The 11,907-nt window shown below is 66.6% G+C and carries 11 protein-coding genes; all 11 read right to left on the bottom strand.

Annotated features, from left to right (window positions below):
- Positions 1 to 27 precede the first annotated feature (27 nt).
- Positions 28 to 801, bottom strand: coding sequence for a protein phosphatase CheZ (gene cheZ / locus U5A57_RS30240; RefSeq protein WP_321915352.1), 774 nt, complete (start codon positions 799 to 801; stop codon positions 28 to 30).
- A 1-nt stretch (position 802) separates the two neighbouring features.
- Positions 803 to 1,198, bottom strand: a complete 396-nt coding sequence (cheY, locus tag U5A57_RS30245) for a chemotaxis response regulator CheY (protein WP_321915353.1) — start codon at positions 1,196 to 1,198, stop codon at positions 803 to 805.
- A gap of 130 nt (positions 1,199 to 1,328) precedes the next feature.
- On the bottom strand, positions 1,329 to 2,435 hold the full coding sequence (locus U5A57_RS30250) for a chemotaxis response regulator protein-glutamate methylesterase (RefSeq protein WP_321915354.1): 1,107 nt from the start codon (positions 2,433 to 2,435) through the stop codon (positions 1,329 to 1,331).
- A gap of 5 nt (positions 2,436 to 2,440) precedes the next feature.
- Complete coding sequence (cheD, locus tag U5A57_RS30255; protein ID WP_321915355.1) at positions 2,441 to 3,232, bottom strand: chemoreceptor glutamine deamidase CheD; 792 nt, start codon at positions 3,230 to 3,232, stop codon at positions 2,441 to 2,443.
- Complete coding sequence (locus U5A57_RS30260; protein ID WP_321915356.1) at positions 3,229 to 4,173, bottom strand: CheR family methyltransferase; 945 nt, start codon at positions 4,171 to 4,173, stop codon at positions 3,229 to 3,231. The genes cheD and U5A57_RS30260 overlap by 4 nt, the downstream gene beginning before the upstream one ends.
- 229 nt (positions 4,174 to 4,402) lie before the next feature.
- Positions 4,403 to 6,253, bottom strand: a complete 1,851-nt coding sequence (locus U5A57_RS30265; RefSeq protein WP_321915357.1) for a methyl-accepting chemotaxis protein — start codon at positions 6,251 to 6,253, stop codon at positions 4,403 to 4,405.
- Positions 6,254 to 6,444: 191 nt separating this feature from the next.
- Entirely contained in the window at positions 6,445 to 6,981 is a 537-nt protein-coding gene (gene cheW / locus U5A57_RS30270; protein WP_042265902.1) for a chemotaxis protein CheW, read from the bottom strand.
- Positions 6,982 to 7,038: 57 nt separating this feature from the next.
- Positions 7,039 to 9,318 (bottom strand): chemotaxis protein CheA, encoded by a 2,280-nt coding sequence (cheA, locus tag U5A57_RS30275; RefSeq protein ID WP_321915358.1) that lies wholly within the window; start codon positions 9,316 to 9,318, stop codon positions 7,039 to 7,041.
- A 57-nt stretch (positions 9,319 to 9,375) separates the two neighbouring features.
- Positions 9,376 to 9,750, bottom strand: coding sequence for a response regulator (locus U5A57_RS30280; protein WP_158758898.1), 375 nt, complete (start codon positions 9,748 to 9,750; stop codon positions 9,376 to 9,378).
- Positions 9,751 to 9,763: 13 nt separating this feature from the next.
- Complete coding sequence (gene motB / locus U5A57_RS30285) at positions 9,764 to 10,861, bottom strand: flagellar motor protein MotB (protein WP_321915359.1); 1,098 nt, start codon at positions 10,859 to 10,861, stop codon at positions 9,764 to 9,766.
- Between the two features lie 10 nt (positions 10,862 to 10,871).
- Positions 10,872 to 11,732, bottom strand: a complete 861-nt coding sequence (gene motA / locus U5A57_RS30290; RefSeq protein WP_321915360.1) for a flagellar motor stator protein MotA — start codon at positions 11,730 to 11,732, stop codon at positions 10,872 to 10,874.
- Positions 11,733 to 11,907 lie beyond the last annotated feature (175 nt).

The raw sequence follows: 11,907 nt of genomic DNA on the forward strand, positions 1-11,907 counted from the left end.
AGCTGCCGGTCGGCCAACCGCGCCAGGTCAGAAGCCGAGGCTAGCGAGCAGATCGTCGACCTGCGCCTGGTCCTGCACCACGTCGGTCTTGCCTTCCGGATTGATCTGCGGGCCGTTGAGCAGGCCTTCGGGGCTGCCCGTGCTGCTCTGGGTCTCGGCAAGCGCCGCCGCCGTCGCCGCGAACTGCTCGCGCCGCTCCGGCGCGATGTTCTCGACCAGCACGGTGAGCAACTGCTGCTCGATCAGATAGACCACGTCCATGATCTTCTTGATCACCTGACCCGTCAGGTCCTGGAAGTCCTGAGCGAGCATGATCTCGAGCAGCTGCTGGTTGGTCGCCGCGGTGGCTTGCGGCACGCCGTCCACAAAGGCGCGCGTGTCGTCCATCAGCTGGCGCACTTCCTCGCGGCCGATCGGCGCGTCGTACCACGTCGCCCAGCGGCTCGTCAGCTCCTTCGCGTCGTGCTCGAGCGTTTCCTGCAGCGGCTTGGCGATATCGATTGCGGTCAGCACGCGCTCGGCGGCCTGCTCGGTCATGTTCGCAACATAACGCAGCCGGTCGCGCGCGTCGGGCACCGCCTCGGCGGCGCGCTCCACGTGCTTGTCGAGACCGAGTTCGCGCATCGAGTCGCGCAGGCTGCGAGTCAGGTGGCCGATGCGCGCGAGGATGCGGTCCGTCGCCAGCTCGCTCGCCTCGCCCGCGGCGGGCGGCGCGAAGTCGAACTCGGGAGGCTGCGGGAGCGGCTCGGCGCCCTCGCCTTCCGGCCACTCATCGGGTTGCGCACTGATGGGCTCGTTCACGTCAGCTCCCCGTCTTGGCCAGCTTCTCGAGAATCTTGTTGAGCTTCTCGTCGAGCGTGGCGGCCGTGAACGGCTTCACCACGTAGCCGCTCGCGCCTGCTTGCGCCGCTGCGATGATGTTTTCCTTCTTCGACTCCGCCGTCACCATCAGCACCGGCAGATGCGTCAGGTTCGCGTCGGCGCGGATCTCCTTGAGCATGGCGAGACCGTCGAGGTTCGGCATGTTCCAGTCGGAGATCACGAACTCGTAGTTGCCGCCGCGCAGGCGTGCGAGGCCCGCTGCGCCATCTTCGGCTTCGTCGACGTTCGAGTAGCCCAGTTCCTTCAGCAGGTTGCGGACAATCCGGCGCATCGTCGGAAAGTCGTCCACCACCAGAATCTTCATTCCCTTATCCATCACGTTCCATTCCTCCAGGCGAAAACCCGGGCAATTATCCAGAGAAGCGCACTGCCTATCCAGATAAATTAATCGCGAGCGATCGTGCAAGCGTTTGCGGCCAACACGATCTCTCGATATTGGTTGTTCATCAGACGCGCTGGACCCGGTCGCCCATCGAGGCGAGGCGGGTCATCACGCGCCGGCTCATATCTGCAAGCGAGGCGATTTCGTCGGCGCCGCCCATTGCAATGGCTTCGCGCGGCATGCCGAACACGATGCAGCTCGCCTCGTCCTGCGCGAGCGTGTACGCCCCGGCCTGACGCATTTCGAGCAGCCCGGCCGCACCGTCGCGGCCCATGCCCGTCAGAATCACGCCGATGGCGTTCTTGCCCGCATGCAGCGCCGCCGAGCGAAACAGCACATCGACCGACGGACGGTGCCGGTTCACCGGCGGGTCGTCGGACAGATGCGCGATGTAGTTCGCTCCGCTGCGTGCGAGCAAGAGGTGGGCATGGCCCGGCGCGATGTAGGCATGGCCGGGCAGCACACGTTCGCCGTGCTCCGCTTCCTTGACGGTGATGCGGCACAGCCCGTTCAGGCGCTGTGCGAACGACTTCGTGAACCCCGGCGGCATGTGCTGCGCGATCAGCACCGCGGGCGCGTCGGGCGGCAGCGGCTGCAGCACTTCGCGGATCGCTTCGGTGCCGCCCGTCGACGCACCGACGATCACGAGCTTTTCGGTCGAGACGAGCCGGTTGTTGATCATCGGCGCCGGGCTCGCTGCCTGCGCGGCGGCGTGAGCGGGCGCGGCGCCACCCGCTGCGGCAGCGGCGGGCGCATGGTGCGCGCGCACGCGGGCGCGGGCGGCGGCGCGCACCTTGTCGGCGAGCTTTTCCGCGTAGTCGAGCATGCCGTCGCGAATGCCGACCTTCGGTTTCGTCACGAAGTCGACCGCGCCCAGTTCGAGCGCGCGCAGCGTGATTTCGTTGCCGCGCTCGGTCAGCGACGACACCATCACGACCGGCATGGGCCGCAGGCGCATGAGCTTCTCGAGGAAGTCGAGGCCGTCCATACGCGGCATTTCCACGTCGAGCGTGAGCACGTCGGGGTTGTGCTGCTTGATCAGCTCGCGCGCGACGAGCGGATCCGGCGCGGTGGCGACGACCGTCATGTCGGGCTGACTGTTGATGATCTCCGTCATCAAACTGCGGATCAGCGCCGAATCGTCGACGCAGAGAACCTTGATTTTTTGCACAGCGTTCACGCCTCCTCTACTGTCCTGGCGTTGTCTTGACCGGATGCACGCAGCGCGGACGACCCGCTCGAGCCGAACAGCTCGATTCGAGGACGCGCGCCCTGCGGCTGGGATTGGGAAATCTGGGACGCCGCGGCGCCCGGGCCCGCGCGCCCGGCGCTGCCGACTCCGAACAGTTCGACGCGTGCACGCGCACGCGCGAGCCGTTCGGCGCGCGCCTCGGCGGTTTGCGCGGCGAGCTGCTGTTCGCGCTCCGCCACGCTCGTGTCCTGCGAAAGGCGCAGCTTCTTCACCATCACCTGGCCCGTGCGCGGCAAAAACGCCACCTTGCGCGGATGCGAGCCCTGCAGGTCCTCGGCCACGATGCGAATGTTCTCGGTCGCGAGATAGCGGCGCACGAACGCGGCGTTGCGGTCGCCAATGTTCATCGTCGTCATGCCCGCGAGCACCGCCGCGCCGCCGAACACCTTGGCCTCGAAGCGCTCGCGCCGGCCGCCCGCCTTGATCAGCTCGTTGATGAGCACTTCCATCGCGTAGGCGCCGTAGCGCATCGCGTCGGAGGCGCCGGTGAGCGCGTGGGCGGAGTCCGCGCCGTCGTCGGGCAGCATGAAGTGGTTCATGCCGCCAATACCGGCCGAGCGGTCCTGGATGCAGGCCGCCACGCACGAGCCGAGCACGGTGACGAGCACCATGTCGTCGCCCGTCGTAAAGAACTCGTTGGGCAGCAGCTTCACGCCCGGGCGCTGGAAATGCGTGTCGAAATAGCGATTCGATGCGATCGGGAGGCGGGCGCTCATGCGGGCACTCCGATCGCGTCGTTCGCGCGGCGCGGCGCGGCATGGGCGCCGCGCGTGAGTTCGTACACCGTCTGGCCGCGCAGACGAAACGCCTGCGTGACGTAGGTGAAGTTCTCCGAGTGGCCCGCGAACAGCAGGCCGTCCGGCTTCATGAGCGGCTCGAAGCGCGTGAGGACCTGCGCCTGGGTCGGCTTGTCGAAATAGATCATCACGTTGCGGCAGAAGATCGCGTCGAACGTCGTGCGCAAGCCGTAGTCCGCGTCGGTGAGATTGAGCTGCTCGAACTTGATCATCGCGCGCAGCTCCGGGCGCACCTTCACAAGCCCCGCGTGCGAGCCCGTGCCCTTGAAGAAGAAGCGCTTGAGGCGCTCGGGCGACAGATGCTTCACCTGGTCGAACGAGTAGACGCCCGCGTCGGCCTTGGCGAGCACCTGGGTGTCGAGGTCGGTGGCCAGCACGCGCGCCTCGCGCGCGGCGCGGTCTCCCAGCGCTTCGACGAGCGTCATTGCGATCGAGTACGGCTCTTCGCCCGTCGAAGCCGCCGAACACCAAACCGAAACCGGCTGCGCACCCGGTGCCCCGCGGCGCTTCACGAAATCCGCGAGGATCGGGAAGTGATGCGCCTCGCGAAAGAACGCCGTGAGGTTCGTGGTGAGCGCGTTCGTGAACGCTTCCCACTCGTGCGCGTCGTTGCGCGCTTCGAGCTGGTCGAGGTACTCGCGAAAACTGTCGATGCCGAGCGTGCGCAGGCGCCGCGCGAGGCGGCTGTACGCCATGTCGCGCTTATGGTCCGAGAGCGAGATGCCCGCGCGGCGGTGAATGAGCGCGCGAATGCGCTCGAAGTCCGCCGAGGTGAAATCGAAATCGCGGTTGCTCTCGACGCCCTGAGTGCCCGAACCGCCCGGATCACCGTCGTGGCGTGAATTTCGCAGCGCTTTCATGCTGATGCTCCTTCGCATTGCGCGCCGCCCACTGCATGGGATACCGCGGCGCAGGACTGCTGCGCGCCGCGCCTGCCCGGTTGCAATGCGTGCGGCGCATGGGCGGCCTGCGCAACGCGCGTGGACCCGTGGGTCCGGCGCGGCAGGTCTTGCCGTTGTGTAGCGCTCATGTGCATTGCAGTTGCTCGTCGTGTTCAGTTACTTCACTACTTTTCCATACCGCGTTCGATCAGAACGTTTCCCAGTCCGAATCGTCCGAAGCCGATGCCGCCGTGCTCACGTGCGTCTCGGCGCGCGCAGGCGCAGCCGGTTTCGCTGCAGGCGTTGCTGCGGATTTCGCCGCGGCCTTCGCTGCCGGTTGCGCCGCGGGCTTTGCGGCTGCCTTTGCCGTGTCCGCCGATGCCGTCGGCGCCGCCACCGCGGGCTTCGCAACAGCCGTTGCCGGAGAGGGCGTCGTGCGTTTCGCGGCGCCCGGCGCGGCCGGCGTCGCACGCGCCGGGCTTGCGCCCACGCTGCGCGCTTGCGCGCCACCCGTCGTCCATGTGCCGAGCACGTTTTGCAGCTGACGCGTCTGCTCTTCGAGCGACGCCGCCGCCGCTGCCGCCTGCTCCACCAGCGCGGCGTTCTGCTGCGTGACGGTGTCCATCTGCGTAACGGCCCGATTGACCTGCTCGATGCCGCCCGACTGCTCCTCGGACGCCGCGCTGATCTCACCCATGATGTCGGTCACGCGACGCACGGCCTGAAGAATTTCTTCCATCGTCGTACCGGCGCGGCCCACCAGCTGCGAGCCGCTTTGCACCTTCTCGGCCGAGTCGTTGATGAGTTCCTTGATTTCCTTCGCGGCGCTCGCGCTGCGCTGCGCGAGGCTGCGCACTTCGCCGGCCACCACCGCGAAGCCGCGGCCCTGCTCGCCCGCGCGCGCCGCTTCCACGGCCGCGTTGAGCGCGAGAATGTTGGTCTGGAACGCGATGCCTTCGATCACGCTGATGATGTCCACGACCTTCGCCGAACTCACGGCGATGCCCTGCATCGTGTTCACCACCTCGCCCACCACCTCGCCGCCGCGCGTCGCGATGTCGGACGCGTTGACGGCCAGCTGGCTCGCCTGTCGCGCGTTCTCGGCGTTCTGGCGCACGGTGCCGGTGAGCTGCTCCATGCTCGACGCCGTTTCCTGCAGCGAAGCGGCCTGCTGCTCGGTGCGCTGCGACAGGTCGGTGTTGCCCATGGCGATTTCACGCGCGCCCACGTCGATCGAGCTTGCGCCCGTATGCACCGCGCTCACGAGCGTGACGAGGCTTTCCTGCATGCGCTTGATGGCGCCGAAGAGTCGCCCGATCTCGTTGTCGCTGTAGACGGTGACCGTCTGCGAAAGATCGCCCTGGGCGATGCGCTCGAAGCACGTCACCGCGTCTTCGAGCGGCTGCACGATAAGGCCGCGCATGGCGAAGCGGATCGCCACCACGAGCACGAGCGCAATGGCGATCACCGCGCCGATGGCGATGCGCATCATGTCGATACGCTCGTTCGCCGTGGCCTGGCGTGCCTGCGCGCCGTCCTGCATCGCTTGCGCGAGCGGCGCGGCAACGTTGTCGTAGTCGACGAACATCGGGCTGATCTTCGTATCGGCCACGGCGTGGTAAGCCACTTGATCGTTTGCGCGCAGAGCCGCGAATTCGGGCTGAACGCCGTCTTGCATCAGCGCCGCGCGTTTGGCTGCGAGCGCATCGAGCATCGCGGCGTCGAGACCGCTCTTCGGCACGCCCTGGAAGACCTGCCATGCCTCGTTGGATTTCGCGAGCAGTTGATCGGCGCGATCGAACGCCTTCTTCGCGTCATCGGCCTGGCCCGCCGCCGCGAGCGCACTGCCGCGTTCGAGTGAGACACGCGTGCGCAGCAGATACGACGAGGCGTCGTTGAGCGCATGCATAGCGACGAGATCGCCGCGCGCCATCGTGCCGAGCGCGTCGCTCGCACGCCCAAGCGCGACGAGCCCGAGTCCGCCGACCAGCACGGTCAGCGCAACCAGAATGACCCCGACGCCCGTGAGCGTCGTGCGGATCGACCATCTTTGCAGCATCTCGTTTGCTCCTGTCCTGTGCAAATCGGGGCGGGCTATGCAGCCGGGCTGCGGCCGGCAAGGCGCGCTAACACACAAGGCCACGCACGAAGCGCGCGCGAAAACGAAGGCGGCTTGCCGCTCTTTGGCGGCGGCTTATCCGCTCTCTCTCACGCTGGCCTCGCGGCCCCCCGGTTTTACCTCTCGGCGCGTTAAACCAACGCCTCGATCAGAGCCATTTCCCGGCTCGTCATCAGCTTTTCGATGTCCATCAGGATCAGCATGCGGCCTTCCACGGTGCCGAGGCCCGTGAGGTACTCGGTCGTGAGCGTCGCGCCGAATTCGGGCGCCGGCATGATCTGCTCCATCTGCAGCGTGAGCACGTCCGACACGCCGTCCACCACCATGCCGACTACGCGATGCGCGACGTTCAGGATGATGACGACCGTCTGGTGGTCGTACTCGACGCGGCCCAGATGGAACTTGATGCGCATGTCGACGATCGGCACGATGATGCCGCGCAGGTTGATCACGCCCTTGATGAAGTCGGGCGCGTTCGCGATGCGCGTCACGCTGTCGTAGCCGCGGATTTCCTGCACCTTCAGGATGTCGATGCCGTACTCTTCCGCGCCGAGCGTGAAGACGAGGAATTCCTGACCGCCTGCATCGGCCTGCAGCGCGTCGCGGCGTTGCGCGCCGGCAAGGGCGCCGTGCGCGCCGTTGCCTTGAATCGATTGGACTTCTGCCACGTTAGCCCCTGAACGGTTGGGAGATGATTGGTTGAGTGCGTCCGGACTTCATCACGATTACGCGAATTCGGCGAACGCACCCGAATTAGCGCTGGCGCTCACACCGTGTGTGGCGCGCGTCTCGCGATTGAGCGCGGCCACGTCGACGATCAGCGCGACGCTGCCGTCGCCGAGAATGGTCGCCGCCGAAATGCCGTGCACCTTGCGGTAGTTCGTTTCGAGGTTCTTCACCACGACCTGCTGCTGGCCGACCAGCTCGTCGATCAGCATGGCGAAGCGACGGCCTTCGGTTTCCATGATCGTGACGATGCCCTGCGTCGGGTCCGTGCGCGCGCCTTCCACGTTGAACGCCTGGTGCAGCGCCACGAGCGGGAGATACTCGCCGCGCACGCGCACCACGCGGTCGCCGTTGGTGACCGTGTAGATGTCTTCGTGGCGCGGCTGCAGCGACTCCATCACGAAGTTCAGCGGCAGGATGAAGATCTCGCTGCCCACCTTCACCGACATGCCGTCGAGAATCGCGAGCGTGAGCGGCAGCACGATGCGCGTGGTGCTGCCCTTGCCCGCGTGCGAGGTGATCTCCACGTGGCCGCCCATCGCCTGGATGTTTCGCTTGACCACGTCCATGCCCACGCCGCGGCCCGAAACGTCGGTCACCTGCTCGGCGGTCGAGAAACCCGGCAGGAAGATGAGGTTCCAGACCTCGTCGTCGCTCATGGTGTCGCTGACCTGCATGCCCTGCTTGATCGCCTTGGCGAGAATCTTGTCGCGGCGCAGGCCTGCGCCGTCGTCGCTCACTTCGATCACGATGTTGCCGCCGTGGTGCGCAGCGGACAGCACGAGCTGGCCCGTGGCGTCCTTGCCCGCGGCGCGGCGCGCTTCCACGGTTTCGATGCCGTGGTCGAGCGAGTTGCGCACGAGGTGGGTGAGCGGGTCGATGATGCGCTCGATCAGGCTCTTGTCGAGTTCGGTCGCTTGACCGAAGGTGACAAGCTCGACTTCCTTTCCGAGCTTCGCCGCGAGATCGCGCACGAGGCGCGGGAAGCGGCTGAAGACGTAATCCATCGGCATCATGCGGATCGACATCACCGCTTCCTGCAGGTCGCGCGCGTTGCGCTCGAGCTGCGCCATGCCGTTATAGAGACGGTCGTGCAGCGCCGGGTCGAACGTGCTGGTGGTTTCCGCCAGCATGGCCTGCGTAATGACGAGTTCGCCCACGAGGTTGATCAGCTGATCGACCTTTTCGACACCCACGCGAATCGAGCTGCCTTCGGCCGAAGCCGCCGCGGCGGCCGGACGCGCCTTGCGCTCGCCTTCGGCTTGCGCGGGCGCGCTCGCCGGAGGGCGAGGCGCTTCGAGTTCCGGGTGCGGCGCAGGCGGCGCGGCGGGCACCACGGCGCTCGCCGCCGCCGGCGCTGCCGGTGCAGGGGGCGCTGCAGGCGTCAATGCGGCCGCCGGCGCTGCGGCGGGAGCAGCTGCCGCTGCCGGTTGGGCGTCGCCCTGCGGCGCGGCGCCACGGCCGATCGAAATCTGTTTCTCGTCGATCACGAAGCAGCACACCGCGATGATGTCGTCGGACGTCACATCGGTTTCGAGCCACAGCGTGAGGTCGTCGCCGGTCTTCACCTGGCCGATGATGCGGCCGAGGTTGCCGAGCTCTTCGACGAGCAGCTCCTGGTCCTTCGCGTCGACCGCGCGCAGCGTGACGCGCAGGTGCGGGCCTTCGGCGCCGGCATCGCCGCTCGCCGCCGGCGCTGAGGCTGCCGCGTCGATCGCCTCGCTCACGACGTGTTCGGGCGCGCCAGAGCCGCCAGCCGACAGCGTGCTGTGCATTTCGAACGCGGCTTCGAGATCTTCTTCCGAATCGCCGGTGCTCGCCTGCGGGGCCGGCGCGGGCGCGGGGGCCGGTGCCGGCGCCGGTTCAGGCGCGGCTGCGGGTACGCCGCGGCTTTCCGCATAAAGGCGCTCGAGCTTCGCGCGCACGGCGGCAGCCGCTTGCGCATCGGGCTCGGCGCTCGCGCGGTACGCGCCGAGCTGGTCGGAAAGCACGTCCTTCGTTTCGAGGAACGTGTCGATCATGTCCTTGCGCAGCACGAGCTCGTTGTTGCGCGCGCGGTCGAGCAGCGATTCGAGAATGTGGGTCGTCTCGGTCAAGGCCGTGAAGCCGAACGTCGCCGCGCCGCCCTTGATCGAGTGCGCTGCGCGGAAGATCGCCGCCAGATCCTCGGGATCCGGGCGACCGACGTTCAGGTTCAGGAGGAGCTGCTCCATCTGCGCGAGCAGCTCGTCCGCCTCGTCGAAAAACGTCTGATAGAACTGAGTGATGTCGAGAGTCATTGCTCTTTCACCGCGTTAATTGCCTGGGGGGTGCCTGGTCGGTCGCCGCGCGGCACCTCAAGGGTGGGCCTCGCCGAGTGCGCTCGCCAGATCGACGAGCAACTCGGGGTCCACCGGTTTTTCGATCCAGCCGGTCGCACCTGCGTCGCGCACGGCTGCCTTGAAGCCTTCGTCCGATTCCGTGGTCAGCACGAGGATGGGCGTTTCGAAGTACGAAGGATTCGCCCTTAGCTGCTTGATCAGGTCGAGTCCGCCCATGCGCGGCATGTAAAGGTCGGTGAGCACGAGGTCGAAGCGCTGGGCGAGCGCATGCTCGAGCCCTTCTTCGCCGTCGCTCGCCACCGTCACTTCGTAGCCTGCCGAGCCGAGCGCCGCACGCAGGATCTCCCGCATGGACACCGAATCGTCGATCGCCAGAATGTTCCTGATCATCCGTTCCTCGTTGTCATTGCGCTGCCGGCGCTGCCGTTGTTGCCATCGCCGGCGCCACGCTCACCGCGGGCGCCACCGACGGTACGACCGACGTGGCCACCTTCGGCGCGATCGCCACCGGGGCCGGCGCCGCCCTGACCGGCACGGCGTCCGGCGTGAGCGCGGGCAGGCTCTTGCCCGAACCCGCTGCGTCGTCGGAGAGCGTGGTGGCGGTCGAGTCGTCGTGCATGAGCGCGTCTTCGGACTTCCTGTTCAACACGATGATGCTGATACGGCGGTTCTCGGGGTCGAGCGGATCGGCCTTGTTCAGGTTCTGCGTCGAAGCGAGACCGAGCACGCGCAACACCTTCGATTCGTCCATGCCGCCTGCGATCAGCTCGCGGCGCGACGCATTCGCGCGGTCCGCGGAAAGCTCCCAGTTGCTATAGCCCTTGTCGCCGCCCGCGTAAGGCACGGCGTCGGTGTGGCCCTGCACGACGATGCGGTTGGGCACGTCGTTGAGCGTCTTGCCGATCGCCTGCAGGATGTCGCGCATGTACGGCTCGACCACGTCGCGCGCCGTCGCGAACATCGGGCGCTTCTGCGAGTCGACGATCTCGATGCGCAGGCCCTGCAGCGTGGAGTCGATGCGGATCTGCTGCTTGAACTGGCGCAGCACCGGGTTCGCTTCGATCGCCGCCATCAGCTTCACCTGCAGGTCGTGCAGGCGCACCTGTTCCTTGCGCTCGAGCGAGCCTTCGAGCTGCTTAGTGGCGTCGTCGTCGTTGTGCTTCGACTGGTTGCGCTCCGAGCGCTCGGTGGCGCCGTCGCTGCGGCGCGTGACGCCCTGGTCCTGCGACGAGATATCGCGACCGCCGCCCTTCAGGATGCTCGAGTCTTCGGCGCTGCGGTCGCCGCCCCAGAGCGTGATCTTCAGCGGCTGGTTGAAGTAGTCGGCAATGCCGCGCAACTGCACGGTCGTTGCCGACGACAGCAGCCACATCAGCAGGAAGAACGCCATCATTGCGGTCATGAAGTCCGCGTAGGCGAGCTTCCACGCACCGCCATGATGGCCGGCCTTCTTCGGCGCGGCGCGCTTGACAACGATTGCGCGGTCCTTGTTGTTGCTCATGGGCCGTTCCTTACTTCGCCTTCACGCGGCGCACGTGCTCTTCGAGCTCCTGGAACGACGGACGCTCGGTCGAGAACAGCACCTTGCGGCCGAACTCCACGGCAATGGCCGGCGCGTAGCCATTCAGGCTCGCGAGGATCGTCACCTTGATGCACTGGAACATCTTGGTCGACTCGGTCACGCGCTGCTCCGCGAGGCTCGAGAGCGGGCCGATCAGGCCATACGAAAGCAGAATGCCGAGGAACGTGCCCACCAGCGCCTGCGCGATCATCTCGCCGAGCACCGCGGGCGGCTTGTCGGCGGACGCCATGGTGTGAACCACGCCCATCACCGCCGCGACGATACCGAACGCCGGCATCGCGTCGCCCACCTTCGCGAGCGCATGGGCGGGCGCCTCGCCTTCGGCGTGGTGCGTTTCGATTTCCTCGTCCATGAGGCTTTCGATCTCGAAGGCGTTCATGTTGCCGCCCACCATGAGACGCAGGTAGTCGGTGAGGAATTCGACGATGTGGTGGTCGGCCAGGATCTTCGGATACTGCGTGAAGATCGGGCTTTTCTGCGGATCGTCGATATCCGCTTCGAGCGTGAGCGTGCCTTCCTTTCGCGCCTTCGCGAGCAGGACATAGAGCAGCGCGAGCAGCTCCATGTACACGTCCTTGTTGTATTTGGCGCCCTTGAACAGCGTGGGAAGCACGCGCAAGGTGGCCTTGATGGTCTTGATGCCGTTGCCGAGGATGAACGCGCCGACGCCAGCACCGCCGATCATGAGCAATTCCATCGGCTGCATGAGCGCGCCGAGATGGCCGCCCTCGAGTGCGTAGCCGCCGAAGACGCAAAGGATCGTCAAGAGGGTTCCAACGATAATCAGCACTGCCGGGTCCTCACTAGAAATGCGCCGCGAACCGCCGTCGGCCCGCGCCCTTAGCTGGGTTTACGGCAACGGCGCGAAAAACTTTGGGATTGAATGGGCGCGGATCGCAAGCCGGCCGGGCGTCTGCCGTCTGCCTTGCCTGCGCATGACGGATGAATGTGGGGCCGGTTCGCGA

Origin of the sequence: Paraburkholderia sp. J11-2, assembly GCF_905220185.1 — a bacterium.
GTDB lineage: Bacteria > Pseudomonadota > Gammaproteobacteria > Burkholderiales > Burkholderiaceae > Paraburkholderia.

What these genes read in the sequence shown, in the direction of transcription:
- cheA (WP_321915358.1), bottom strand. Translation starts at nt 9,318, where the DNA reads ATGACTCTCGACATCACTCAGTTCTATCAGACGTTTTTCGACGAGGCG.
- cheY (WP_321915353.1), bottom strand. Translation starts at nt 1,198, where the DNA reads ATGGATAAGGGAATGAAGATTCTGGTGGTGGACGACTTTCCGACGATG.
- U5A57_RS30280 (WP_158758898.1), bottom strand. Translation starts at nt 9,750, where the DNA reads ATGATCAGGAACATTCTGGCGATCGACGATTCGGTGTCCATGCGGGAG.
- cheD (WP_321915355.1), bottom strand. Translation starts at nt 3,232, where the DNA reads ATGAGCGCCCGCCTCCCGATCGCATCGAATCGCTATTTCGACACGCAT.
- motB (WP_321915359.1), bottom strand. Translation starts at nt 10,861, where the DNA reads ATGAGCAACAACAAGGACCGCGCAATCGTTGTCAAGCGCGCCGCGCCG.
- U5A57_RS30260 (WP_321915356.1), bottom strand. Translation starts at nt 4,173, where the DNA reads ATGAAAGCGCTGCGAAATTCACGCCACGACGGTGATCCGGGCGGTTCG.
- U5A57_RS30265 (WP_321915357.1), bottom strand. Translation starts at nt 6,253, where the DNA reads ATGCTGCAAAGATGGTCGATCCGCACGACGCTCACGGGCGTCGGGGTC.